Raw genomic sequence first — 25,174 nt, forward strand, 5'->3', positions numbered from 1 at the left:
AACATATGTCAACAGCAAACATCAAACGTGTAAAATCCTCGGAGATCGAACTAAAGGATCGCCTTGTGGCCGTTCAAAGAGTAACCAAAGTAACCAAGGGAGGAAGAACCTTCAGCTTCTCGGCTATTGTAGTGGTGGGAAATGAAAAAGGAGTAGTAGGATACGGCTTGGGAAAAGCAAAAGAAGTAACCGACGCAATCACCAAAGGCATTGATGATGCCAAGAAAAACCTGATTAAGGTTCCGGTGCTGAAAGGAACTATTCCGCACGATCAATACGGAAAATTCGGCGGGTCACGCGTTCTGCTCAAACCGGCCTCACACGGAACCGGAGTGATTGCAGGCGGTGCCATGCGCGCTGTGCTGGAGAGCGTTGGTATTACCGATGTGCTTGCAAAATCACAGGGATCATCTAACCCCCACAACGTGGTAAAGGCAACAATTGATGCGCTGACTTCGCTGCGGGATGCTTACACCGTTGCTCAGCACCGCGGTGTTTCGATGGGAAAAGTGTTTAACGGATAATACGGATGCACATGGCCAAGATCAAAGTAAAACAAGTGAAAAGCGGTATTGACCGCCCGGAACGTCAGAAAAGGACGCTGCGCGCCCTTGGATTCCGCAAGATGAACCAGGTAGTGGAACTTGAAGCTACTCCACAGGTGCTTGGTATGGTAAACGCAGTGAAACATCTCCTGGAGATACAGAAATGATTAATCATCTTTCAAAAAGATACCAATGAAACTGAATTCTCTTAAGCCGGCAAATGGTTCTACCAAGAACGAGAAGAAACGTCTCGGACGCGGACAGGGTTCCGGGAAAGGCGGAACTTCGGCGCGCGGACACAAAGGTGCCCAGTCACGTTCCGGATTTACCTATAAGTACGGTCAGGAAGGTGGACAGATGCCCCTCCAGCGCCGTGTTCCCAAGTTCGGATTCAAGAATCCGTTCCGTATCGCTTACACCGGTATCAATCTGGATGTGCTCCAGAAACTTGCCGATGCCAAAAAAATCGATGCGATTGATCACGCCGTGCTCGTATCCGCAGGACTCGCGCACAAAAACGATCGCGTGAAGATCCTCGGTCGCGGAGAACTCAAATCGAAACTCGCGGTAAAGGCACATGCCTTCTCTGCTACGGCAAAAGCTGCTATCGAAGCGAAAAACGGAACCGCAACTACTATCTAATCTCTGCTTCAGCAGAACAGTATGAAGACACTGATCAATAAATTACGTGATATCTGGTCCATCGAGGATCTGCGGGTGAGGATAACCAATACCCTCCTCTTCCTGCTGATTTACCGCCTGGGTACCTTTATCATTCTTCCCGGCGTTGACTCCGAAGCTCTTTCCAGGGTTCGGGAGAATGCGGAAGGACTGGTGAATGTGATCAATATGTTTACAGGTGGCGCCTTCGAAAAGGCATCCATCTTCGCACTCGGTATCATGCCCTACATTTCGGCAAGCATCGTTATCCAGCTTCTGTCCATGGCCATACCTTATTTCCAGCGCATGCAGAAAGAAGGAGAAAGCGGAAGAAAGAAAATCAACCAGTATACCCGTTACCTGACCGTTATTATTACACTTTTCCAGGCTCCCAGCTATATTGCTTCCCAGGTGCCGCTGGAAGCAAGATTGAATAACGGCGTGTTATGGCTGAGTACCGCTACGCTGATTCTTTGTGCCGGAACCATGTTCATCATGTGGCTGGGTGAAAAAATCACGGACAAAGGCCTTGGCAACGGTATCTCTCTTATTATCATGATTGGAATTATTGCCGATCTGCCCTTTGCCGGTATCACGGAATTCGCAGACCGATGGGGTAAGAGCGGAGGCCTGGTAATGCTCCTGCTTGAACTGGTAGCCTTACTCCTGGTGGTAATTGTGAGTATTCTCCTGGTACAAGGTACACGTAAGATACCGGTGCAATTTGCCAAAAAAATTGTCGGAAACAAGCAGATCGGAGGGGTACGGAACTATATACCGCTGAAAGTGAACCAGGCCGGTGTAATGCCGATCATTTTTGCGCAGGCAATCATGTTCATTCCCATCACACTTGCCGGATTCTCACAAGACGGGGCCAACTGGTTTACCATCACCTTCTCCACTCATACCGGATTCCTCTATAATTTAACCTTTGCGCTGCTCATCATTGTATTTACGTATTTCTACACCGCCATCATGATTAATCCTAACCAGATGGCCGATGAGATGAAACGTAACGGTGGTTTCATACCGGGAGTTAAACCGGGCAAGAAAACTGCAGAATATATTGATGAGGTGATGTCAAGAATTACACTTCCGGGATCCATTTTCCTCGCCTTTGTGGCAATTCTACCTGCACTGGCCGAGGTATTTATGGGCGTAAGCACCGGGTTCTCCCAGTTCTACGGAGGAACGTCGCTGCTGATTCTTGTGGGAGTGGTACTGGACACTTTACAGCAGATTGAAAGTCATCTGCTGATGAGACATTATGACGGACTGATGAAGTCCGGAAGAATAAAAGGCCGCTCGTCTGTCGGAATGACGAGTTCCGCCTCATTTTAAGTAACGATGGGAAAGGCTCTGTACCTGAAATCCGATGAGGAGATAGAGCAAATAAGAAAGAGTTCTTTGCTTGTTGGCAATACACTGGCTGAGGTGGCGAAAGCCGTTGGGCCGGGAGTGACTACCGGATCGCTCGATAAGCTGGCTGAGGAATATATCCTCCGCCAGGGAGCAAAACCGGCGTTCAAAGGGTATCACGGGTTTCCGTTTACTCTTTGCATATCGCCGAATGATCAGGTTGTTCATGGATTCCCCGGCGACTATACCCTCAAGGAAGGAGATATTCTTTCCGTGGATTGCGGTGTGAACCTGAACGGTTTCTTCGGAGATTCCGCCTACACGTTTATGATCGGTGAGGTGGATCCCGCAGTAAGAGACCTGCTTCGCCGGACAAAAGAAGCCCTGTACAAGGGCATCGATAACGCGGTGGAGGGAAAAAGAATCGGTGATATCAGCGCCGCCATTCAGGATCATGTCGAACAATTCGGATACGGAGTGGTTCGTGAACTGGTAGGGCACGGAGTGGGAAAAGCACTTCATGAAGCTCCCGAAGTTCCCAATTATGGTAAACGGGGAAGCGGACCGAAGCTTACGAAGGGAATGGTGATCGCAATCGAGCCCATGATCAATCTGGGAACCAGAAATGTGAAAACCTGGAAAGATGGGTGGACGATCTCAACGGCAGACAAAAAACCTTCCGCTCATTACGAGCATACCGTAGCGGTAGGAAAACAAAAAGCCGATATCCTCTCCTCATTCCAAGAGATTGAGGCCGTGTTAAATGCCAGAAGTATGGAAACAGTGTAAGATTAAAGAATAAAAAGAACAGGAATACAGAGAATGCAAGTATGGCCAAGCAGCCAAATATAGAACAGGACGGAACCATTCTTGAGGCACTTTCGAACGCAATGTTCAGAGTGGAGCTTGAGAACGGACATATCATCACCGCACACATCAGCGGGAAGATGCGTATGCATTATATCCGCATACTGCCCGGCGATAAGGTGCGGCTGGAAATGAGTCCGTACGACCTCACCAAAGGAAGGATCATATTCAGATATAAATAATAACAGGAGTCATGAAAGTCAGAAGTTCCATCAAAAAAAGAAGTGCCGACTGCAAAATTGTACGCAGGAAGGGGCGCCTTTATGTGATCAACAAAAAGAATCCGAAATTCAAACAAAGACAGAAATAATTCAACATGGCACGTATAGCAGGTATTGATTTACCAAAGAACAAACAAGGGCACATCGGTCTGACGTATGTATTCGGCATCGGACGCAGTTCCGCGCGTAAAATTCTCGCACAAGCCGGGGTAAAACCGGAAAAAAAGGTGGGAGAATGGACCGATGACGAAGCGTCAAAGATCCGCTCCATTATCAACGATGCCTTCAAAGTAGAGGGTGCGCTCCGTTCAGAAACACAGCTGAATATCAAACGACTCACCGACATCGGTACCTACCGTGGCGGGCGTCATCGTCTCGGACTTCCCGTTCGCGGTCAACGTACACGAACCAATGCCCGCACCCGGAAAGGAAGAAAGAAAACAGTGGCCAACAAGAAAAAGGTGACCAAGTAAATTCACATATAACCATTATAATCTGATGGCAAAACAGGAAACAACACAAGGAGCTGCTGCCGGTAAAACCGTTAAAGCAAAAAAGAAAACCGTTAAAGTGGATGCGGTAGGTGAAGCGCATATTAATGCGAACTTCAACAACATTATCATCTCACTTACCAATCTCCAGGGACAGGTAATTTCCTGGGCCAGTGCCGGTAAAATGGGATTCCGCGGGTCCAAGAAAAACACACCTTATGCTGCGCAGATGGCTGCAGCTGACTGCGGAAAGGTGGCATATGATGCCGGCCTCCGGAAGGTCAAAGTGTATATCAAAGGACCGGGAGCCGGGCGCGAGAGCGCCATCCGTTCCCTGGCCGCAACCGGCATTGAAGTAATGGAGATCATGGACATCACTCCGATTCCGCACAACGGATGCCGTCCTCCCAAAAAACGCCGCGTTTAATCCACCATTTTAAAAACAACAACCATTACACATGGCACGTTACACAGGTCCAAAATCAAGAATCGCCAGAAAATTCAAAGAGCCCATCTTCGGGCCCGATAAAGCGCTGGAGAAAAAGAATTATCCTCCCGGAATGCACGGGCTGGCTAAGAAAAGAGCCAAGCAGAGCGAATATGCCGTGCAGCTTCAGGAAAAACAGAAAGCTAAATACACTTACGGTGTGCTCGAAAAACAATTCGCGGTTATTTTCGACCGCGCTGCACGAAAAAAGGGAATTACGGGTGAAGTGCTGCTTCAGCTTCTCGAATCACGCCTTGACAATGTGGTGTACCGCATGGGGCTTGCCGGCTCCCGAACTGCTGCACGACAGCTCGTTGGTCATCGCCACATTACGGTGAACGGACAGGTAATCAATATTCCGTCCTTTACGCTCAAACCCGGCGACGAAGTAGCCGTGCGCGAACGCAGCCGCTCCCATGATGCCATCGTAAACGCTCTTGCTGCCAGTGCCAATTCATATTCCTGGATTGAATTTGACAAAACCAGCATGAAAGGCCGCTACATCAACCTTCCTGAACGGGCGCAGATTCCTGAGAATATCAAGGAGCAACTGATCGTCGAATTGTACTCTAAATAGACGTTACCCTTAGCAAATATCCTTATCAATATCTAACCAACATATAACCAAAACATGGCAATACTCGACTTCATCAAACCCGACAAAGTGATCATGGTTAATTCTACTGACATCGAAGGTCAGTTCGAATTCCGTCCGCTCGAACCGGGTTATGGAATAACCGTAGGAAACGCGATCCGTCGTGTGCTCCTCTCTTCACTGGAAGGATATGCGATCACTGCCGTGAAGATCGAAGGGGTAGAACACGAGTTCTCCACCATTAAAGGAGTAACGGAAGACATGACCGAAGTGGTTCTGAATCTTAAACAGGTACGCTTTAAGCGTCAGATCACTACCACCGAAAACGAGCGCGTAGTGGTAACCGTTACCGGAAAGAGCCAGTTCACCGCCGGCGATATCGGAAAATTCACCTCCTCCTTCCAGGTACTTAACCCGGATCATGTGATCCTGAACATGGAGCCGAATGTGAAACTGAAGATCGAACTCATCGTTAGCAAAGGACGCGGATATGTTCCTGCGGATGAAAACAAACCCGGCAATTCAGCTCTGGGCTTTGTAGCCATCGACGCCATCTACACTCCCATCAAGAATGTTAAATATGCAGTGGAGAACTATCGCGTAGAACAGAAAACCGACTATGAAAAACTGATCATGGACATCACCTCCGATGGTTCCGTGCATCCCAAAGACGCCCTGAAGGAAGCGGCTAAGATTCTTATCCACCACTTCATGTTGTTCTCTGATGAACGCATTACACTGGATTCCGAAGAGAAAAGCGCTACCGAAGAGTTTGATGAAACTTCCCTGCACATGCGTCAGCTCCTGAAAACCAAACTGGTTGATCTGGACCTGAGTGTTCGCGCACTGAATTGCCTCAAAGCCGCCGACGTAGAAACACTCGCCGACCTGGTTTCGTACAACAAGAATGACCTTCTCAAATTCCGCAACTTCGGTAAGAAATCACTGACCGAACTGGAGGATCTTGTACATGCAAAGGGTCTGCATTTCGGAATGAATCTGGCGAAATACAAACTGGATAAAGACTAATGAACGATCCGCAGTGATCTGTAATATGTAACACATGAGACACCGTTTAAAAGACAATCATTTAGGCAGAACCAAAAGCCACCGCGATGCGTTGATGTCGAGCCTGGCCAGTTCACTGATTCTGCATAAGCGTATCAATACCACGCTGGCAAAAGCGAAGGCCCTGCGCCGATACGTTGAACCCCTGCTCACCAAGAGCAAAACAGACACCATGCATTCGCGTCGGGTGGTATTCAGTCATCTCCAGGATAAAACCGCTGTGAGCGCATTGTTCCGCGATATCGCAGAAAAGATCTCTGAACGCAACGGAGGCTACACACGCATTATTAAGCTGGGTAGTCGCCCGGGCGACCGTGCCGAAATGGCGATGATTGAACTGGTAGACTTTAACGTTCTGCTGGGAGGAAAGGGCGCATCGGCTGCCGCCGGAGAAACCAAAAAGAAAGGTACCCGCCGTGGAAAGAAGAAAACCGAAGGCGGATCTGCGAAAGCCGAAGAGGGGAAGTAGCAGTCAGAAGGCAGTGTAGAATTAAGGATGGAGGAAACTTCATCCTTTTTTTATTACACTGATTTTCAACAATTTACGACTCCACGTTCTCAACTAATTCCTCACCTCTCACTCCGAACTTCGCACTGGTTAGAAACTTGTTAATCCAAAAAAATCAGAATTCCGTGTGAAGGCGTAATTTTGCAAAACTCTTCCCAGATGAAGTATCAAAAACCCTCACCCGCTGTTCTGTTATTGGCAGATGGCACTGTTTTTTACGGCCAGGCTGCAGGGAAATTGAAGGGAACTGCCACAGGAGAAATCTGTTTCAATACCGGAATGACGGGTTATCAGGAGATCTTTACCGATCCCTCCTACACGGGACAGTTGATGCTGAACACACATGTTCACATTGGCAATTACGGAATTCATAAAGATGAAGTAGAGTCCGATTCCATCAAGATTGCAGGACTCATCTGCCGGTCGTTCAATGTGGAGTTTTCACGTTCAGAAGCAGAGATAGACATTGCCGAATACTTTGAAAAAAATAAAATCATTGCCATTGAAGGCATTGACACGCGTGCAGTAGTGCGTCATATCCGGAGTAAAGGAGCCATGAACGGAGTGATCAGTTCAGAGATCACGGACATCAAAGAATTGAAACAGATTTTAGATAAAGTTCCTTCCATGCAGGGCCTTGAACTTTCTTCACGCGTGAGTTGTAAGAAACCCTGGTTCCTTGGTCATCCGGAATCTCCGTTGAAAGTTGCGGTGCTTGACCTTGGTGTTAAGAAAAATATTGTACGTTGTTTAGCGGAACGGGCCTGTTATGCCCAGGTATTTCCAATGAACACTTCATTTGAAGAAATGATGAAATGGAATCCGGACGGGTTCATGATTTCGAATGGTCCCGGAGATCCTTCGGTGATGAAAAATGTGATTGCCGAATTAAAAAAGATCATTCATTCCGGCAAGCCGGTTTTTGGGATATGTCTGGGGCATCAGTTGATTGCCGAAGCAAACGGGATCCGTACGTATAAAATGCACAACGGACATCGGGGAATCAATCACCCGGTAAAGAACCTGATCACCGGAAGGTCGGAGATCACTTCTCAGAATCACGGATTTTCTGTGACGGCAGAGGATGTGAGTAAAATAAAGAACGTTGAGATCACTCATATCAATCTGAACGACGGTACCATTGAAGGTTTACGCATGACGGACAGGAATGTTTTCACTGTTCAGCATCATCCGGAAGCGGCTCCCGGCCCGCACGACAGCCGATATCTCTTTGATCAGTTTGTAGAGATGATGAATAAGGTGAAGGAGAAGAAGGAACTGGTAGGCAGTGGGCAATAGGCAGGTGCAATAAGCATGATTGTAGCATTTCAAATGTTATTCTGTGCCATCGCAGCGCCACCTTCATTCTACCGAAGGTTCTGTTTCAGAAAAACCGGAAAAAGCACGAAATTGGCTCAAATAGAATAGCTTGTGAAAGCTGCTCCTGGGCTCGAGTCCCGCTGCGCCCAACGTCCGGCGGGTCCGGTCCGCTCCTTTCCCCTTCACTTGCTTACCTGCCCACTTACCTACCCCTTCAAAATCTTCTTAATCTCATTCAGCTTATTCAGCGCCTCCACGGGAGTGAGATTATTCACATCAATATCTAAAATCTCCTTACGTACATTTTCCAATACCGGATCGTCGAGCTTAAAAAAACTCAATTGCATCTCGTTGTCCCGGAGAGAAACAGCGCCCTTCCCTCCCCCGCTTCCGGCATGTGTGCTTTCCAATTGTTTCAGTATCTGTTCTGCACGATCCAGAAGAAGCTTTGGCATCCCTGCCATGCGGGCTACATGAATTCCAAAACTGTGCTCCGTTCCTCCCGGCACCAGTTTACGCAGGAAAATGATCTTCTTTCCTGCCTCCTTTACGCTCACATTATAATTCCTGATGCGGGGAAACTGCTCTGCCATGTCATTCAACTCGTGATAATGGGTCGCAAACAATGTTTTTGCTTTATGCTGGGGATGTTCGTGAATGAACTCCGCAATGGCCCAGGCTATGCTGATCCCGTCATAGGTACTGGTTCCCCTGCCAATCTCATCCAGTAATATCAAACTTCGGGAAGAGAGATTGTTGAGGATACTCGCCGTCTCATTCATCTCTACCATGAACGTGCTCTCTCCGCTGGAAATATTATCGCTGGCTCCTACCCGAGTAAAAATCTTATCCACCAACCCTATCCTTGCCGCGCGTGCAGGCACAAAACATCCCACCTGTGCCATCAACACAATCAGCGCGGTTTGCCGTAACAAGGCACTCTTACCACTCATATTCGGACCGGTAATCATGATGATCTGCTGAACACTATCGTCGAGGTAAATATCATTGGCTACATATTCTTCTCCCGGCACCATAAGCTGCTCAATCACCGGATGACGGCCGTCCTTTATCTCCAGGGCTTTTGATTCATCCAGTTGTGGACGTACATAATTATTCCGGTGTGCCACCAGGGCAAAAGAAAGCAAACAATCTGCTTTGGCGATCAGCTGTGCATTCAGCTGAACCGGCTGGATGTAATCGGTGATCCAAAGCACCAGCTCGGTAAATAATTTAGCTTCCAGCGCCAGGATTTTTTCTTCCGCACCCAGGATCTTTTCTTCGTATTCCTTCAACTCCGGGGTGATATATCGCTCTGCATTGGTAAGTGTTTGCTTCCGGTGCCAGTCGGCCGGAACCTTCTCCTTATGCGCGTTGGTGACTTCCAGGTAATATCCGAACACAGAGTTATACGCTATCTTCAATGAGGGAATCCCCGTTCGTTCACTCTCGCGCTGCTGGATCTTCAGCAAATGATCTTTCCCCGAATAGGCGATACTTCTCAATTCATCCAGCTCCGAATTAACCCCTTTGTTAATCACATTTCCTTTGTTCACCAGGAAAGGGGGATCAGGATTTAATTCTATCTCCAGTTTATCGGTGACAGATTTGCAGGGATTCAGCTGCTCGCCCAATTTTTGCAGAGCTACATTACCGGAAGCAAGGAAACTTTCTTTCAGGGGGGCGATGCTCAGTAAGGAACGTTTAAGCGTCATTAGCTCTTTCGGGGAAATGCGGCCGGTAGACACCTTGGATATCATACGCTCAAGGTCGCCCATTCCGCCGATCAGTGTAGTAAGTGAAGAAATCAATTCAGGGCGTTCCAGAAAATGATCCACCACATCCAGGCGTTCTTGTATGGGTGCCAGATCTTTTAAAGGCAGGGCCACCCAGCGGCGGAGCATACGTGAACCCATGGGCGAGGAAGTAAGGTCCAGTACTTCCAGCAATGTTTTCGCCTTTTCATTTACCGGATTAAAAAGTTCCAGGTTGCGGATGGTGAAGCGGTCCAGCCAAACATATTTCTCCTCCTCTATCCGGCTGATGGAAGATATATGCTGCACCCGGTCGTGTGCGGTATCTGCCAGGTAATGCAGGGCAGCTCCGGCCGCAATGATGCCCGCGCCCAGTTCATCTATGCCGAATCCTTTGAGCGTTGGAGTGTTAAAATGGCGGGTTAATTTCTCATATCCGAATTCGTAGGTGAAGGTCCAGTCCTCCATACCAAAGGTGTAGAAGCGGTCGCCGAAATGCTCTGTAAATTCCTTTTTACGCTGCTTATGAAAAAGAATTTCGCTGGGACGGAATCCCTGCAACAGTTTATCCACATATTCAGCATTACCCTGGGCACAAAGAAATTCCCCGGTTGACACGTCCAGAAAGGCCACTCCGCAAAGTTCATCCCCCAGATGTACGGCGGCGAGAAAGTTATTCGCCCGGTGGTCAAGTGTTTTGTCGTTATAGGAAACCCCGGGGGTCACCAGTTCTGTTACGCCCCGTTTAACGATCGTTTTTGTCATCTTCGGATCCTCCAGCTGATCGCAGATGGCTACTCTCTGTCCGGCCCGTACCAATTTGGGCAGGTAGGTATCGAGGGAATGGTGAGGAAATCCGGCAAGCTCTACAAACTGAGCTGCCCCGTTGGCACGCCGGGTGAGAACAATTCCCAGAATTCCGGCAGCCCTCACTGCATCCTCGCCAAAGGTTTCGTAAAAATCACCTACACGAAAGAGCAGCAATGCGTCAGGGTATTTCGCCTTGATGCTGTAATACTGCTTCATCAGCGGGGTTTCCACCTCGCTTTTGGTGCTTGCTTTTGCAGGCCGGTTCTTCATTCTACTCCTTAAAAATACGAATCCGCCGGGGGATCTAAGATGCTAGTTTTAAACACGTTGTTAACGAAAATCATACCTTTGAGTATGCAGAAGAAGACCATGAAGGAATTGGGAAGAATTTCCGCTTCCGGAGCCCTGAAAGCGGGCCGGCTGCGATTGGTTATTGTTCTGGATCAGGTTCGAAGCGCCATGAATGTAGGTTCTGTATTTCGCACGGCCGATGCCTTTTCTGTTCAGGCAGTATTTCTCTGCGGCATCACCTCGGTTCCACCTGATCCGGAGATCCATAAGACCGCGCTGGGTGCAACGGAGAGCGTATACTGGGAACATTTTAGTTCAGGCTCAGAGGCGGTGATCCGGTTAAAAAAGCTGGGGTATCGTGTTTTCGCTTTGGAGCAGGTGCACGGCGCCACGGATCTGTGTGCCTTCCTCCCTGCATCCGATGAAAAAATTGCCATTGTACTCGGTCACGAGGTGAATGGTGTTTCCGGCGAAGTAATCCGCTTATGCGACGGGGCCATCGAGATTCCGCAATTCGGAATGAAGCATTCCCTGAATGTAGCAGTAAGTGCCGGTATTGTGATCTGGGACCTGTTCGTGAAAATGAAGAAGTAACCTATTTCTTTTTCTTCTTCGAATCCGTTTTTTTCTTGCTATCCTGAGGCACAATCACCTCCGTTTTTGTGGTATCCAGGGCATCTTCCAGCAGAAAATAATCGCTGTACACTCCTTTGAGCTGGGCATTCACCCTGTCGGTATACACGTAATCATAATCAAACTGTGAATTATTGATGGAGAAGGCCACTTTGGCGATGGGCCTTTTCAGAATGGAAAAATCCACTTCGTATACCTCTTTGAAAAGATCCACAGAGAAAGGAAATATGTAAATGCCTTTTTTGGCGGGCGGGATCTTTGTATTCACCTCTACTATTTTCGTCACAAACCCCTTTTTAGATATTTTGATAAAAAAGCGTTTGTTGAATGGCAGGCGGAACTCGCACTTGCCCTTTTTTTCGGTAAAAACGGTGAGCAGTGCCGGCTTCGTTGTGTCGGAATAGATGCGTATGATCGCACTGTCTAAAGGATACTCACTGCCCTTGGCGGTAGTGCGGGCACTTTTTACCACTCCCCGCATCTCGAGGTACTCTTTCTTTCCCTTCTCTCCGGGCAGAGAGTCGGGTTCTGCAATTTTCTGCGCACTGAGCCTTCCCCCGCAGCACAAGATAAACAGGATGAGAAAAAAGCCTCTTCGTTTATACAGAAAGATCATGAGATGCAAAAAGCCAACCGGTCACTCTTAACAAAGATAATGCAAAGAAATTTGATTAAAAACCAAATATATCATTCGGAGAATCAACGCATTACATGCCTTTATACACAAATTCCCCTTTGTCGTTCCCGATAGTAACACTGCTCCGGCTCTCCCCTGTACTTCCTCCCGGCTGAGCCTCTACTCTTCCGATAATTTTAGCCTCCATTCTGAACTGCTCAGCCACTGCAATGATCTGGTCTGCCGTACGCTCATCGGTATATATTTCCATGCGGTGTCCCATATTGAACACTTTATACATTTCTTCCCATCCGGTATTGCTTTCATTCCGGATCATCTGAAAGAGCGGGGGCACTTCGAACAAATTATCTTTAATAATGCGAACATTCTCAGCAAAGTGCAGCACTTTGGTTTGTGCGCCGCCGCTGCAATGCACAAGGCCCTTAATGGCAGGACCGAATTCCTGCAGCACGGGAATAATCACCGGAGCGTAGGTGCGCGTTGGTGACAACACAAGCTGGGCGGCGTTCATTGTACATGCTTCATGGAATCGCCCTTTCTCAATTTCCACTGCATCGGTAAGCCACCGGCTACCGCAATAGGCTAGTTCCGGAGGGATGGCAGCATCGTACGTTTCGGGGAATTTCTCCTTCATCATTGCAGAGAAAACATCGTGCCGTGCGGAGGTTAGTCCGTTTGAACCCATTCCGCCATTGTACTCTTCCTCGTAGGAAGTTTTTCCGAAGGAAGCCAGTCCTACGATCACCTGACCTGCTTTAATATTTCTGTTATCAATCACACTGCTCCGTTTCATACGGCAGGCAACGGTGCTGTCAACGATCAGCGTACGCACGAGGTCGCCCACATCGGCCGTTTCTCCGCCGGTAGAGCGGATATCCATTCCGTAGGATCGCAGCATCTCCAGCACTTCCTCCGTTCCGTTAATAATAGCAGCTATCACCTCACCGGGAATGAGTCTTTTGTTGCGTCCGATGGTGGAAGAGAGCAGTATATGAGTGTAGGCTCCAACGCAAAGAAGATCATCCGTATTCATCACAACGGCATCCTGAGCTATGCCTTTCCAAACCCGCAGGTCGCCGGTCTCTTTCCAGTAGGCGTATGCCAGCGATGACTTTGTTCCTGCCCCGTCTGCGTGCATCACTACGCAGTGTTCGGGGCTGTTCCCAAGCAGGTCGGGAACTATTTTGCAGAATGCTTTCGGGAAGAGACCCTTGTCTATTCCACGAATTGCATTGTGAACATCTTCTTTGCCTGCGGAAACGCCCCGTGTCCGGTATTTCTGATCACTCATATCCGTCTAAAAACGAAGCAGCCCGATTTTCACCGGGCTGTCTCCTTTATTGCATTTTGGGTTTATTGGGAGTGGTTGTGTTATTGGGCGGAGTATCCTTTGGCGGAGTATTGGGTACCTCCCCTTTCTTCTCATTTTTCGTGTCACCAATGTTGGAATCGCCGTCCTCATCACCTCCCTCTGAATCTGAGTCATTGAGTTGGATCTCCGGGAATGGATTTTCGTTCACACCGCCATCCTTAGGTTTATAATCCTTACGGAGGATGGAGAATACCACACGACGGTTGATCTGCATGATGTATTCAAAATCCTTCTTATCTGCTTTATACTTATTACAAACCTGCTCTGTAAGCACGGTTCCTTTTGGAACTGTTTTTCCGGAAGGCAGGGTAATGGTGGTATCCAGTGTTTTCGGTTTAGACTCTCCGTATCCTTTCGCCGTGATGCGATCGCCGGCTACACCTTTGGAAATAATGTATTCCACACAGGTTTTCGCCCGGTTAAAGGAAAGTTTCTGGTTATAGTCTGCAGCAGAGCGGTAATCCGTATGAGCACCTAACTCTACAGTGATGGTTGGATTCTCCACCAAAACTTTATACAGGAACTCCAGAGAGTCTTTGGGGTTAGATGGGTGCAGGAGGTCATATTTGTCGAGGTTGAACAGAACCAAAGGCATGCGGATCTCCTTCTTCACGAGAAGAAGTTCAAAATCCTGCTTGAAATCGGTCGCCTTTTCCACTCCTACGGTGGTAAGTTTTCCTTTGGGATTACCCAGGTATCCGTCGGGTGCATCCTGCGTTTTAATGTCGATTCCGGAGGCGCCTACCACATAGGACGTCTGGGCATTGATGTAACGGGCATTTCCGTTTATATCATATTTATAGAATCCTGTTTTATCAGTTTTCAGCTCAAACTTGGTGCCATCGGAACCGATGAGTGTAACCGTGGCGTTCTCAATGGGCTTACGGCTTTCCTTCTCAACGCACACTCCGCTAAGTGTAAAAAGTACGGGGGGGAGACTGAAGGAATAAATATCATCACCGCCCTTTCCGCCGATCCGGTTAGAGGTGAAGTAGCCCTTATCTTCTCTCTTCCCTTCGAAGATGATCGCAAAGTCATCACCGGCAGAATTAAGCGGGTATTTTAAATTGGTTACGTTGTCGTATTTGGCATCGCCCTTGTTATCCGCTTTAAAAAGATCCAGCCCACCCATTCCAAGGTGGCCGTTAGATGAAAAATACAGTGCGCCGTTTTCGTGAATGCTCGGATAGAGCTCATCGCCCTGTGTATTGATGGTAGGGCCCAGGTTTACGGGTGTACCCCATTCTTTTGCTTTCTTGTCGAACTTGGAGATCCAAAGATCCAGTCCGCCGAAACCGCCCTGCATATCAGATGCGAAAATCATGATGGTTTCGTCTTTATCAACAGCCGGGTGGCCGAAGTTGCTGGTGTCAATGTTGAACGGAAGAAGCTGTGGCTCATCCCAGTTATTTCCCTTTTTTGCCACACGGTAGATCTGACACTTCACATGTTTGTTCTTCTCATTTCCGCAGCGGGTAAAATACATTGTATTCTGCTTCTTGTTCATCAAACAGGCCGCCTCATTGAATTTTGAATTCAGCGGAGCAGGAAGAGGTGCGGGAGCACTCCACTTTCCGTTCTTATCTACCTTGGTTTCAAAAATATCAGCGAAAAGTTGTCCTACACCTCCATCTGTTACACCGCCGGTTGCACCGTCGCGGGTGGAGGAGATATAGAGCGTGGTGTATTTCTTGTCGGCATAGGCCGGTGCGTAATCCCAGTCTTTTGTATTGATCTGCTGCACGTTTTCCACTTTGTGACGGGTGGGATTATCTTTCCACTTTTGAGCAAGTTCGCAGGATTTTGCGCCGTCTTCTCCTCTCTTATCGGAGGGAACTTCCTTTTTGTAATTGTTGTATTCGGCAATGGCCTCTGCATATTTCTCCTGAATCTTCTTGGCATCTGCATAGTACAGGATTGCGATCGGGTCTGAATACTTTGCTTTGATGGCCTTTCCATAATACGTTTCGGCCTGCTTCATATCGTTGATCATCCGGTAACACTCCGCCGTCTTGAAAAGGATCTCTGCCTTCTTCGCTTTTCCTGCTTTAGAGAGTGCCTTCTTATATAGTTCAATGGCCGTAAAATATTCATGGCTGTTGAATGCTTTCTCGGCGTCGCGGTAGAAATTCTTCTGTGCAAAAAGGCTCACAGAAGCCGAAAGGAAGAGAACGATCGCTGCGGCCCGGATGTTTTTCATGCTCATAAGGTGATTGTTAACGTTTATGACGATTTTAAGTGGGTGCTAAAATAGTGATTTCCCGACAACTGTAAAACCATTGTTGGTTTTTTTAAAACACTGTTTAAGCGAAGAAAAAACGGGCTTTGTCTCTTAAAAAACGGTATTCAGGGAATTTGCCTGAAAGAGTGGCAAACCCCTGAATATCAGTCTATTATATTTTGATTATCTTTCCTCTTCTTCTTCCTTCTCCAGCTCTATTTCGGGAAAGGGGTCCCCGGTTCCCATATCTCCTGCCTTCTCCTCGAAGTTTTTGCCTATAATCCTGAAGTCGGTACGGCGATTCATCTGGTTCAGCAACTCAAAATCCGGGCTTCCGGCCGGGTATGTACGAATGAGCGTTTCGGTAAGTACCGTGCCTTTGGGAAGGATCTTGCCGCCAGGCAGTTTCAGATCCTCAGTAAGCTGAAGTGGTTTACGCTCACCATATCCTTTGGCCTTCATCCTTCCTGCCGGAATTCCTTTGCTGATCATATAGAGAACCACTTCACGTGCACGCCGGTAGGAAAGTGAATCGTTCTGCTGATGGGAATTCCTGTAATCGGTATGTGACGCCAATTCGATAATGATTGCCGGGCTCTCCATCAGTATTTTGTAAAGGTATTCCAATGAGTCGCGCGGGTTACTCGGATGATTCAGTGAATGTTCATTCACATCATATAATATCTGAGGCAGGTGCATAATCTCTTCTTCCCGCAACAAGGAAAGCTCCTGGTGGAAGCGGGAAGATTTTTCCAGTTCTGCCGTGCTGAACTTCGATTGATCTTTCCCGAAAAAGCGCAGTTTATCTCCATCCCATTGCCGGTCTTCTCCCCTGGTCTGCACCACATAATGCAGCCCGGTTTCCAGTTCTTTAAAAAAGAAATAGCCATTTTCATTCGTTCTGAGTTCCGAGATTTTACCGTTTGAGCTCAGCAGCCGTACCAGTGCACCTTTCACCGGTACCTTTATCCCTTTGGCAAGAAATTCTCTGTCCCATACAAATCCGTCAAGTTCAAAAATCAGCGGATCGCTCCTGAATGAATAAATATCATCTCCTCCTTTACCGCCGCTCCGGGAGCTGGTAAGATATCCCTTGTACTGTTTGCCTTCGAAAATGATCCCAAAATCATCTGCCGGAGAATTCATTGGACTTTTCAGATTTTCAGGGTTAGCCCAGCGAAAGGATCCCGAAGGGGAAGCTTTGAACAGATCCAGTCCACCCATTCCGGGATGTCCGTTGGATGAGAAAAAAAGTGATCCGTCGTCGTGGAGGAAAGGATATACTTCATCTCCCGGTGTATTCACACCTGGTCCGAGATTTTCCGGATCAGACCATCTGTTCGCTTTTTTGTCGAACCGTGTAAGCCAGAGATCAAGTCCTCCATAGCCGCCGGGTTTATCACTTGCAAACACCAAAAAAGATTCCTGAGGGTCGGGGGCAGGATGTCCGTAGTTAAACGAATCCGTATGAAAGGGTAAGACGGAAGGTTCGGTCCAGGTGTTTCCCTTTTTCTGGGAATACAGGATCTGGCAATACAGGTGCTTATTTCGCTGGTAACCACAGCGGGTCAGGTACATGGCATTTCCTTTGCGCGTCATTCGTCCCACTCCGTCGTTCCCTTCCGTATTCACCTGCTCCGGCAATGGTACCGGAGTACTCCATTTCCCATTCTTATCCACCCTGGTTTCAAAAATATCTGCGAAGCCCTCGCCCACTCCGTCATCCGTACGTTCTCCCCTGGTTCCCGGTCGTGTGGAAGTAAAATAGAGTACGTTATACTTTTTTCCTTCATAGGATGGCGCATAATCCCATCCCGCTGTGTTGATTTGCTGCACATTCTCTACTTTTTCCGGACCGGGAGCTGAGAGCCATTGCACAGCGAGTTCACAGCTTTTTATTCCCAGCTCACCCCTGGGATCCGAGGGAACAAAATCTTTGTACTTCTTAAAGTCGTCAAGCGCGCCGCTGTAATTTCCCAGTTCCATGCGGCATTGTCCGGAGAATAACCAAACCTCGGGATCGGCATAACCGGCGGCGATGCATTTGCGGTAATACACTTCCGCCTGTTTGGGTTGATTAATCCGTCGGTAACACTCGGCCGTTTTATAAAGCAAGGCCGCCTTGTCTGACTTCCTTTTTATTCCCGGCATAGCCTTCTTATAATATTCTATCGCCTTATGATAGTCGCAGCTGGCAAAAAGCTGGTCCGCTTTTTTAAGGTCAGCTTTCCCGGAAGCCATGCCCGGAGTTACGGCAAAGAGCGCATAGGTTCCCATCAGGAACAGAATAACATTTTTCATTTGGATGGTATTACGTTGAACTTCCCTGCGATCCATGGCACACAGGGTTTATTGCCGGCATTCAACGTAATAACGGAAGGCAGGGAGAAAGATACAATGCCCGGGAGGAGGCCGTGTTTTGCAGCAAAAAAAAGGTCAGGAAATAACCCAACCTTTTTGTAGAGTACCCGGGACGGGACTTGAACCCGTACGGCCGCAATGGCCACAGGATTTTAAGTGCGCCTTTCCCAATTCAAACACAGGGAAATCCGGGCATTTTCCGGCAAAAGAAGGCAAAAAGCACACCTTTCCGCGCCTGAATTCCGCACCTTAATAAAGCCCCTTAGCTCACTCGTCCGCTTGCTCGACGACTTCAGCGGAAGACCGTGATATTTCCCTTTTCCGTCACCTCTGTTCCATCAAGCAAAGTCCCCTTGAAATAATACACAAACACCGCTGAATTCAGTTTTTGCCCTTTGTAAGTACCATCCCATCCCTCCAGAGGATTTGTACTGTGATACACCAACTCTCCCCAGCGATCATAAATATAAAAGTCCATCTCTCTTATGGGTCCCCGTACATGAAGGACGTCGTTATTGTTATCCCCATTGGGGGAAAAGGCGGTCGGGATGAAGAATTCCTGAGTGCTCGTGTCCTCACAAAGTATTACAGACACATCGTCAATGTAAAAATACGATTGATTAAAATTTGAAGTGTCTGCATTAGAGCTATCATCTGAATAAAAATTTCCAATAGTGATGTATGCCTCACCGCCACTTGCTATGTAGGTTCCCGAAATAAGTACCCAAGAACCAGTGTCCGAAATTGAATTGCCAGATGGATTTGAAACATCGGGTTGATTTGGAAGATTAGTGAGAAAACTGCCAAATATTGTGTCTGGTGAAAAAACGGCATGAAATGCATCTATTGGAGCGGATGAGGCACCTAAGCTTACATAAAAACTCACACAGTACCTTTTTCCCTGCTCCAGAGAATCTATAAGTTTTACCTCCACGTATTCCCTTGGGCTAAATCCCGCTTGATACGTTAATACTCCTACATAAGTCTGGCCAGTTCTGGCATATTGGTATCCGAAGCCGTTTTGAGGAACACCAGCTTGAGAAGGAACGGTCGCACACTCATTGAAATAATCTGGCGTTCCTATATTCCCTGAAAACCAATATGGTGTGTTATTCAGTTGTCCTACCGACGTTGGGCATGCGATCGTATCCTCAAAACTCCAATTGGGAACAAGATTAGTCTGAGCATTCAATGTAGCCCCGGTTAAAACCACTTTTATGATTAAGAGGACTCGCATTTTACCGGAAGAGAGTAATATTCCCTTTCTCCGTCACTTCCGTCCCATCAAGCAGCGTTCCTTTGAAATAATAGACAAATACCGCAGAGTTCAATTTTTGCTCCTCGTAAGAGCCATCCCATCCCTGTTGCGGATCTGTACTATGATACACTAACTCCCCCCATCTGTCGTAGATATAGAAATCCATATCTCTTATAGGCCCTCTCACATGTAGGATATCATTATTGTTGTCGCCGTTGGGGGAAAAGGCCGTTGGGATGAAAAAATCCTGATCAATGGTGTCTTCACAAAGTATTACAGAGACATCGTCAATATAAAAATATGATTGAATAGAATTTGAAGTGTCTGCATTTGAATTCGCATCTGTATAAAAATTACCAATGGTAATGTAGTTTTCCCCACCACTTGAAATATATGTTCCGGATATCAACACCCAAGCAGTGGTATCGGCAATCATATTCCCCGAAGGATTCGAAATGTCCGGCGGATTCGAGAGATTTGTTATGATACCACTAAATATTGTGTCATTGGAAAATACGGCATGGAAGGCATCAATTGGTGCCCCAGAAGCTAAACTCACATAAAAACTGACACAATATTTTTTTCCCTGCCTTAAAGAGTCAATTAGTTTTGCCTCTATATACTCACGCGAGTTTACACCCGCTTGATAAGTTAGTACCCCAGTGTAAGCAACCCCGGTTTTAGCATATTGATACCCAAATCCATTTTGAGGGACACTAGCGTTCGAGATAAGAGTTGCACATTCATTGTAATAATCGGGCGTTCCATTGGTAGCAGAAAACCAAAATGTTGTGTTGTTAAGCTGTCCAACAGAGGTAGGGCATGCAACGGTATCCTCAAAGCTCCAGTTTGGAACAAGATTACTTTGAGCAAACAGAGCTGCCCCGGTAAAAAAAAATACGTTTATAATTACAAGTGCCTTCATCTTAAAATGAAAGTCCTGTACGCGGACACGTACAGGACTTCTCCATTCAGCTCTTACTTAATGACTACAAACTTTCCAACACTCTTTATTTCACTGTTCATTCGAATCTCGTATGTATAAATCCCTCTGTTCAGTTTCGACTCATTTATTTTCAGGGTGTTTGTGCCTTGGAGCGTGTAGGAAGAGAGTTTTCGCCCCGTCAAATCGTAAATATTCAATTCAACTATTCCCTCACCAACGCTAAAATCAATCTGCATTTCTCCATTGTTCGGATTCGGGTAAAGGTTGCTCACAGAAACATCATGAGAAATATACTCTTGTGCCTGCTGTTCCCTTTGGCTGTTACTTGTGTCTTCAGTGAAGACCATCATATCCAGCATCACGCGGGCCGAATAAACGGCGTCGCCTCCGTATAAAGGATTCTGAACCGCAATATCGCGAAGCAGGGCCGAATCCTGTGGGGAATAATATAATATGCCCTGTGCCACTGTGTTCAGATAAATACTGTTCACCGTCTGCCTGTTTTGTTCCATTGTACAAGCCGGACTAATGGAGGCATTCAAGGTTGATGCGCTGCTAAAATTTTCAGAATTGATATTATCCTGAACATCAGAGAAAGCTCCTATATTGGAATTATCCGTGCTGGCAAAGAAGTTTTGGAAAGTTGTATCGACAGGCACATTCAGCGTTAGCCAGTTTGGGTGGTCTTTAAAATGTCGGTGAGCATATTTTTTGTCAAAGTAATTGAATTCGACGGGAGCCTGAATAAAATTCTTTTCGTTCCTTACAATTTTTCCGAAAAGATTTTCCCGCATCACCGCTGCTGTATCTTCTTGAGCAAAGAATGGCAAAGTCGGACAAATGTTGAAAGTGTTTGATGTGAACTGAGGAGTCAATGCGGTTGCATAATTAGAAGCAGGAATATTTTGAGGAAACGGCAGAAAGTTGGCTCCACCATTGTAATACCAATCAAATGGAGGAGAAACGCTCCCGGTTAATTTGTTATCTATATTAAAAAGCCATTCGTTTTTAGTTGCAATGTTCGGCGAGATCTGCGTGCTTGGATCGGCTGGACCGACAAAGTTAAATCCAAACCAGCAACTATTCATCGTATTGCATGCCAAGGTACAATTGGTCAGTGATTGGAAACAATGAATTCCCGTTCCCATATCGGTAATAGTGTTTTTATCGACTAAAATACCGGGGCTGTTATCAACCCTGATACCAAGCCACCGGGTTGAGTTCGTGATCGAAAGGGGCGGTCCTGCGGTTCGGTTGATCTGGTTATTCCCGTTAATCTGAGCGTTAAAAAGTCCTTGCCCCCAAATGCCGTAAAAGTTGGCGGTTGAACTCATCGGGGGCAGAAAATTAACAGTATTTCCGCGAATGTTTATATTAAACATGTTGACGGCGTGGATACCAAGGTCGACGTTCTGAATGGTATTGCCAATGATATTTGTGTTAGGTGGGGGAAAGAAACTTATTGCATCCATACAGACAATGCCCCGGTTGAAAACGGGCGGTCCTGTATGAGCCATGTTATTCCCCTGAATGGAAAGATTGGACCCTCCGGTAAACCTTGTAAAGATTCCGGTCTTATATCTGAAAAAATTATTGTTTTCAATCAGGATATTGCTCCCCCCAACATTCTGAATATTCACCCCAACAGCACTGCTGATAAGAAAAGTGTTCAGGGTGAGATCATTCCCCCTGATCGCTATATTCGTCGGTTTACCATCGATCAATACCCCATTGGATGTGTTTAATGTAAAGAAATTCTTTTCATTTGCTCCAAGACCGCCTATTGTCAGCAACAGGTTACCACCCGGACTACCTGTCCCCCAAATTCCAACACCTGTTACAGGACACGGTGGTGGAGGGAAGCCTCCGGGACAAACCTGCTGCCGGATATTCCGGAATTCATTATTCATTATTGTAGCATTGCTTCCAATGCTGCGAATACCCAACACCAGTTCGTTGAAGAGGTTCCCCCAAACGCTGAACGTGGCTCCCGGATCACCTATATTGATTCCTCCTCTAACATCACGAAGTTCAACACCCATAAAGGAGGTCTGACCCAATCTGGGAGGGATCATGCCAGTACTTCTTTGCATGGTTGCCGTATGCAGCCAGCTTGTGTTAAAAGTGGTATGTGGTGTAACAACCACGTTTTTGTAATTATCATTGAAGAAAATTCCGAGGGCATCGACCTGAAAAATCCCCCCGTCGTCAGAAACAATCAGAGAATCAGCATCCCGCATTACCGCCGGGGTGAACGCTGCCCCGGAATTATTTACAATAAGAGTGCAATTCTGGGTTCGAATAAAAATCCCATCCCACATATAATTACACCCTGCGTTCATATTTGTAGAGGTAATTGTCAGCGTGGTGCCAAATGCTGATGGAATCTCAATTCTGGCATTCGGTCCCATTCTAATGGTCGAACGCCGGAACTGCATACTTGCGTCAATCGTAAAGACCCCATTGATATACAGGCTTCCGGCGGCCCCATAATTATTGTCGTAAATAGTTCCGAGAATATTCGGATTACCGCTTGCTAAAAACGCTGAAGCGGTAGTATTGAAAATTGTTACATGATTTGTGCCATTTTGATTAGGGTTGATGCAACAGGGAGCGACATTAATTGTGGCTGTGGTTGTACACCCATTGGCATCAGTAACAACCAATGTCACGGTTCCGGCAGTCGCAGAAAAATTCCAATTTACAATAACCTGATTATTTGTATTCGGACCGACTATCGTTCCGTTACCTGATGTCGTCCACAAGTACGTATATGGAGCTGTGCCTCCCGTTACGTTAGCTGTATACGTTGATGTACCGCATGTATTATCAGAGACCGGAATTGTAAAAGTAACCGTTGGGCCAGAAACAAAAACAGTAGTTGTTGATGTAGCCGTGCATCCGCCAGGGGCGGTAACTGTGAGGGTATAAGTTGTTGTTACTGTTGGGGAAGCCACAGTGGTTGAACAAGTAGGACAAGTTAGCCCTGTACTTGGAACCCAGGAATATGTTTCGCCGGGGATTGGACAAGGCGGGACTACTCCTATCGTTGTTGATGTTCCGCACGCAATAGTCTGATTGGGGCCTGCATTGGCTGTAAGTTTTATTACGGCAACATCGTCCATAAAATAATATGCCCCTACGGTAGGATGAAATCCTGGTCGCGTGAAGATGGTTGTGTTAGCGTCGTCTCTAAAATTCCCAATCATTAAATAACGCTCCCCGCCCGTGGTCGTAAAACACCCCGAAATTTTAGTCCAAGTTGCCGTATTTGTAATTACGGGGCCAGTGTATGAGACTTGAGGAGTTAAATTAGTATAAGGTCCGTTAAAAAAGCAACTTACAACGGGAGATGGAGAGAAATACATGCCCATTTGGTTTGTAGCAAATTGTGACGCATCATCCAAAAGCACATACATTTCTGCATAATATGATCCTGCAGTTAATGGCGAATTCAATAATTGAACTTCAGTATATTCACGGTAGTCTAGTGTTGAGGCGGATGTATAAATCGCAGCCATTCCATTACCTGTTCTTGCAAATTGAAATCCATTTTGGGGGACATCAACAATGGGGGCTGTCGCACATGAATTATATAAATCGGGTGTGCCGTCAGTGGGGCGAAACCATCTATAAGCAAGATTAATTTCCCCGGTAGTGGTAGGGCAAGAAACCAGCCATTCGAAACTTTCATTTGGACAATAGTTACAAACAAATGGAAAAGAAAAGTTGTTTATTACATTACACAAAGATGCAAGAACACAAATCTCAAAACCTGCCAAACTTTCCCCACATCCCTTATCGCATCCTACCTTATTCGAAAGAATTTGAATTAAATAAGTGTTTCCGGGAACAAAAATAGTTGTGTCAATTTGAAGAAAGTTATCCGCAGGACCAGATAGTGAATCGTAAGCAATTGGAATTTCACTGCCGCAAACTCCGTCATAAAGAACCATTGTATGCGCATGGCCATCGGTTGTATCCGGTGAATTAAGAACAGTAATATTTAATGAGGAAGAATCTGCAACAAAAGTAAACCACTGCTCACCTGAATACGTCCATGTACTATCCATGCAAACCGGAGAGTTTCCTAGTGAAAATGCCTGTTCGCAAGGGGTAAGAACCTGTGCGGTTGCAAGAAATCCACAGAAAGCAAGCAGGAAGGAGAGAACGGTCTTTTTCATAAGAGAAAAGATTTGGAGCGGTGTAGTAGTAAATGTATTATTTTCCTTCCGGAGCAACAAGGCCGGTTCTTATAAATTCCTTTTGTATCCTCGTTTTTAAAAAAATTCCGCACCTGGATTCCCCACCTTACTTTTCATAGCTGCTTTGCTGGAGGATGGGTAATGCTTTATGACTGAGGAGATTAAAAAGCAAGAGGAAGAATGGACACGCATAATCATTTTGATGTGCGTGTCTAGGAGAAATAAGTTGACCTGTTTTAAAAGCGAGGAATTTTGTCGCAAATTTATAATTGAAAATCAATCGATTATGATCGATGATTAAGTTTTTGTACCCCTAACGGGAACGAAGTCGAACCATTCCTCCTAAAAATTCAAAAAATCTTATTTAGTAAAAAATGCGCCTGACTCTCGTAAGGGGCTGAATTATAATTATATACAATTAAAGAACACAATAATAACAACACAAATATAAAAAATTATGGCATGGAAGCTAAGACAAGATTCATTTTCTAAATGTATAGCGTATTTCGCTGATGGGAATACCCGGACATTTTACTCCCTGGATTGGACACATCAATATTCAAAA

At 46.5% G+C, this 25,174-nt stretch carries 22 protein-coding genes; 14 read left to right on the forward strand and 8 right to left on the reverse strand.

The genetic code is table 11. The features are described 5' to 3' along the window. Nucleotides 1-5: 5 nt before the first annotated feature. The 13 genes from rpsE (at nucleotide 6) to carA (ending at nucleotide 8,100) form a co-directional block, all read left to right on the forward strand. Nucleotides 6-524, forward strand: coding sequence for a 30S ribosomal protein S5 (gene rpsE, locus IT233_03445; protein ID MCC7301676.1), 519 nt, complete (start codon nucleotides 6-8; stop codon nucleotides 522-524). Nucleotides 525-535: 11 nt separating this feature from the next. Continuing rightward, nucleotides 536-712, forward strand: a complete 177-nt coding sequence (rpmD, locus tag IT233_03450) for a 50S ribosomal protein L30 (GenBank protein MCC7301677.1) — start codon at nucleotides 536-538, stop codon at nucleotides 710-712. Between the two features lie 25 nt (nucleotides 713-737). After that, nucleotides 738-1,187 (forward strand): 50S ribosomal protein L15, encoded by a 450-nt coding sequence (gene rplO / locus IT233_03455; protein ID MCC7301678.1) that lies wholly within the window; start codon nucleotides 738-740, stop codon nucleotides 1,185-1,187. 21 nt (nucleotides 1,188-1,208) lie between these two features. Then, on the forward strand, nucleotides 1,209-2,546 hold the full coding sequence (secY, locus tag IT233_03460) for a preprotein translocase subunit SecY (GenBank protein MCC7301679.1): 1,338 nt from the start codon (nucleotides 1,209-1,211) through the stop codon (nucleotides 2,544-2,546). A 6-nt stretch (nucleotides 2,547-2,552) separates the two neighbouring features. Further along, entirely contained in the window at nucleotides 2,553-3,353 is an 801-nt protein-coding gene (gene map, locus IT233_03465) for a type I methionyl aminopeptidase (GenBank protein MCC7301680.1), read from the forward strand. Between the two features lie 41 nt (nucleotides 3,354-3,394). Continuing rightward, on the forward strand, nucleotides 3,395-3,613 hold the full coding sequence (gene infA, locus IT233_03470) for a translation initiation factor IF-1 (protein MCC7301681.1): 219 nt from the start codon (nucleotides 3,395-3,397) through the stop codon (nucleotides 3,611-3,613). An 11-nt stretch (nucleotides 3,614-3,624) separates the two neighbouring features. Next, complete coding sequence (gene rpmJ, locus IT233_03475; GenBank protein ID MCC7301682.1) at nucleotides 3,625-3,741, forward strand: 50S ribosomal protein L36; 117 nt, start codon at nucleotides 3,625-3,627, stop codon at nucleotides 3,739-3,741. 6 nt (nucleotides 3,742-3,747) lie between these two features. Further along, a complete protein-coding gene (gene rpsM / locus IT233_03480) occupies nucleotides 3,748-4,125 on the forward strand; it encodes a 30S ribosomal protein S13 (protein ID MCC7301683.1) in 378 nt (125 codons plus the stop codon). Between the two features lie 25 nt (nucleotides 4,126-4,150). Then, nucleotides 4,151-4,570 (forward strand): 30S ribosomal protein S11, encoded by a 420-nt coding sequence (rpsK, locus tag IT233_03485; protein MCC7301684.1) that lies wholly within the window; start codon nucleotides 4,151-4,153, stop codon nucleotides 4,568-4,570. 31 nt (nucleotides 4,571-4,601) lie between these two features. Then, nucleotides 4,602-5,207, forward strand: a complete 606-nt coding sequence (gene rpsD, locus IT233_03490; protein MCC7301685.1) for a 30S ribosomal protein S4 — start codon at nucleotides 4,602-4,604, stop codon at nucleotides 5,205-5,207. Nucleotides 5,208-5,261: 54 nt separating this feature from the next. Further along, complete coding sequence (locus IT233_03495; protein ID MCC7301686.1) at nucleotides 5,262-6,254, forward strand: DNA-directed RNA polymerase subunit alpha; 993 nt, start codon at nucleotides 5,262-5,264, stop codon at nucleotides 6,252-6,254. 34 nt (nucleotides 6,255-6,288) lie between these two features. Continuing rightward, the gene (gene rplQ / locus IT233_03500; protein MCC7301687.1) at nucleotides 6,289-6,762 is read left to right on the forward strand and encodes a 50S ribosomal protein L17; all 474 of its coding nucleotides are present in this window, start codon (nucleotides 6,289-6,291) and stop codon (nucleotides 6,760-6,762) included. Between the two features lie 198 nt (nucleotides 6,763-6,960). After that, nucleotides 6,961-8,100: a glutamine-hydrolyzing carbamoyl-phosphate synthase small subunit gene (carA, locus tag IT233_03505; protein MCC7301688.1), complete on the forward strand. Its 1,140-nt coding sequence runs from the start codon at nucleotides 6,961-6,963 to the stop codon at nucleotides 8,098-8,100. A 227-nt stretch (nucleotides 8,101-8,327) separates the two neighbouring features. Here the strand turns inward: carA and mutS are convergent, their stop codons facing one another. Beyond that, nucleotides 8,328-10,955 carry a DNA mismatch repair protein MutS gene (gene mutS, locus IT233_03510; protein MCC7301689.1) on the reverse strand — a complete coding sequence of 876 codons (2,628 nt, stop codon included), beginning with the start codon at nucleotides 10,953-10,955 and terminating at the stop codon, nucleotides 8,328-8,330. An 84-nt stretch (nucleotides 10,956-11,039) separates the two neighbouring features. On the opposite strand from mutS, the gene IT233_03515 reads away from it, so the two are divergent. Continuing rightward, nucleotides 11,040-11,570 (forward strand): RNA methyltransferase, encoded by a 531-nt coding sequence (locus IT233_03515; GenBank protein ID MCC7301690.1) that lies wholly within the window; start codon nucleotides 11,040-11,042, stop codon nucleotides 11,568-11,570. Between the two features lies 1 nt (nucleotide 11,571). Here the strand turns inward: IT233_03515 and IT233_03520 are convergent, their stop codons facing one another. The 7 genes from IT233_03520 to IT233_03550 all read right to left on the reverse strand — a co-directional run bounded on the left by IT233_03520 (nucleotide 11,572) and on the right by IT233_03550 (nucleotide 24,588). Next, nucleotides 11,572-12,225, reverse strand: a complete 654-nt coding sequence (locus IT233_03520) for a hypothetical protein (protein MCC7301691.1) — start codon at nucleotides 12,223-12,225, stop codon at nucleotides 11,572-11,574. A 91-nt stretch (nucleotides 12,226-12,316) separates the two neighbouring features. Next, nucleotides 12,317-13,537 carry a phosphoribosylformylglycinamidine cyclo-ligase gene (locus IT233_03525; protein MCC7301692.1) on the reverse strand — a complete coding sequence of 407 codons (1,221 nt, stop codon included), beginning with the start codon at nucleotides 13,535-13,537 and terminating at the stop codon, nucleotides 12,317-12,319. Between the two features lie 46 nt (nucleotides 13,538-13,583). Then, a complete protein-coding gene (locus IT233_03530) occupies nucleotides 13,584-15,818 on the reverse strand; it encodes an OmpA family protein (GenBank protein ID MCC7301693.1) in 2,235 nt (744 codons plus the stop codon). 204 nt (nucleotides 15,819-16,022) lie between these two features. Beyond that, on the reverse strand, nucleotides 16,023-18,140 hold the full coding sequence (locus IT233_03535) for an OmpA family protein (GenBank protein MCC7301694.1): 2,118 nt from the start codon (nucleotides 18,138-18,140) through the stop codon (nucleotides 16,023-16,025). Nucleotides 18,141-18,492: 352 nt separating this feature from the next. Next, complete coding sequence (locus IT233_03540) at nucleotides 18,493-19,437, reverse strand: gliding motility-associated C-terminal domain-containing protein (protein MCC7301695.1); 945 nt, start codon at nucleotides 19,435-19,437, stop codon at nucleotides 18,493-18,495. 1 nt (nucleotide 19,438) lies between these two features. After that, nucleotides 19,439-20,383 carry a gliding motility-associated C-terminal domain-containing protein gene (locus IT233_03545; GenBank protein MCC7301696.1) on the reverse strand — a complete coding sequence of 315 codons (945 nt, stop codon included), beginning with the start codon at nucleotides 20,381-20,383 and terminating at the stop codon, nucleotides 19,439-19,441. A gap of 53 nt (nucleotides 20,384-20,436) precedes the next feature. Further along, on the reverse strand, nucleotides 20,437-24,588 hold the full coding sequence (locus IT233_03550) for a T9SS type A sorting domain-containing protein (GenBank protein ID MCC7301697.1): 4,152 nt from the start codon (nucleotides 24,586-24,588) through the stop codon (nucleotides 20,437-20,439). Nucleotides 24,589-25,174 lie beyond the last annotated feature (586 nt).

It is taken from the genome of Bacteroidia bacterium, from assembly GCA_020852255.1.
Classification (GTDB): Bacteria; Bacteroidota; Bacteroidia; order JADZBD01; family JADZBD01; genus JADZBD01.

What these genes read in the sequence shown, in the direction of transcription:
- rpsE (MCC7301676.1), top strand. Translation starts at nt 6, where the DNA reads ATGTCAACAGCAAACATCAAACGTGTAAAATCCTCGGAGATCGAACTA.
- rpmD (MCC7301677.1), top strand. Translation starts at nt 536, where the DNA reads ATGGCCAAGATCAAAGTAAAACAAGTGAAAAGCGGTATTGACCGCCCG.
- rplO (MCC7301678.1), top strand. Translation starts at nt 738, where the DNA reads ATGAAACTGAATTCTCTTAAGCCGGCAAATGGTTCTACCAAGAACGAG.
- secY (MCC7301679.1), top strand. Translation starts at nt 1,209, where the DNA reads ATGAAGACACTGATCAATAAATTACGTGATATCTGGTCCATCGAGGAT.
- map (MCC7301680.1), top strand. Translation starts at nt 2,553, where the DNA reads ATGGGAAAGGCTCTGTACCTGAAATCCGATGAGGAGATAGAGCAAATA.
- infA (MCC7301681.1), top strand. Translation starts at nt 3,395, where the DNA reads ATGGCCAAGCAGCCAAATATAGAACAGGACGGAACCATTCTTGAGGCA.
- rpmJ (MCC7301682.1), top strand. Translation starts at nt 3,625, where the DNA reads ATGAAAGTCAGAAGTTCCATCAAAAAAAGAAGTGCCGACTGCAAAATT.
- rpsM (MCC7301683.1), top strand. Translation starts at nt 3,748, where the DNA reads ATGGCACGTATAGCAGGTATTGATTTACCAAAGAACAAACAAGGGCAC.
- rpsK (MCC7301684.1), top strand. Translation starts at nt 4,151, where the DNA reads ATGGCAAAACAGGAAACAACACAAGGAGCTGCTGCCGGTAAAACCGTT.
- rpsD (MCC7301685.1), top strand. Translation starts at nt 4,602, where the DNA reads ATGGCACGTTACACAGGTCCAAAATCAAGAATCGCCAGAAAATTCAAA.
- IT233_03495 (MCC7301686.1), top strand. Translation starts at nt 5,262, where the DNA reads ATGGCAATACTCGACTTCATCAAACCCGACAAAGTGATCATGGTTAAT.
- rplQ (MCC7301687.1), top strand. Translation starts at nt 6,289, where the DNA reads ATGAGACACCGTTTAAAAGACAATCATTTAGGCAGAACCAAAAGCCAC.
- carA (MCC7301688.1), top strand. Translation starts at nt 6,961, where the DNA reads ATGAAGTATCAAAAACCCTCACCCGCTGTTCTGTTATTGGCAGATGGC.
- mutS (MCC7301689.1), bottom strand. Translation starts at nt 10,955, where the DNA reads ATGAAGAACCGGCCTGCAAAAGCAAGCACCAAAAGCGAGGTGGAAACC.
- IT233_03515 (MCC7301690.1), top strand. Translation starts at nt 11,040, where the DNA reads ATGCAGAAGAAGACCATGAAGGAATTGGGAAGAATTTCCGCTTCCGGA.
- IT233_03520 (MCC7301691.1), bottom strand. Translation starts at nt 12,225, where the DNA reads ATGATCTTTCTGTATAAACGAAGAGGCTTTTTTCTCATCCTGTTTATC.
- IT233_03525 (MCC7301692.1), bottom strand. Translation starts at nt 13,537, where the DNA reads ATGAGTGATCAGAAATACCGGACACGGGGCGTTTCCGCAGGCAAAGAA.
- IT233_03530 (MCC7301693.1), bottom strand. Translation starts at nt 15,818, where the DNA reads ATGAAAAACATCCGGGCCGCAGCGATCGTTCTCTTCCTTTCGGCTTCT.
- IT233_03535 (MCC7301694.1), bottom strand. Translation starts at nt 18,140, where the DNA reads ATGAAAAATGTTATTCTGTTCCTGATGGGAACCTATGCGCTCTTTGCC.
- IT233_03540 (MCC7301695.1), bottom strand. Translation starts at nt 19,437, where the DNA reads ATGCGAGTCCTCTTAATCATAAAAGTGGTTTTAACCGGGGCTACATTG.
- IT233_03545 (MCC7301696.1), bottom strand. Translation starts at nt 20,383, where the DNA reads ATGAAGGCACTTGTAATTATAAACGTATTTTTTTTTACCGGGGCAGCT.
- IT233_03550 (MCC7301697.1), bottom strand. Translation starts at nt 24,588, where the DNA reads ATGAAAAAGACCGTTCTCTCCTTCCTGCTTGCTTTCTGTGGATTTCTT.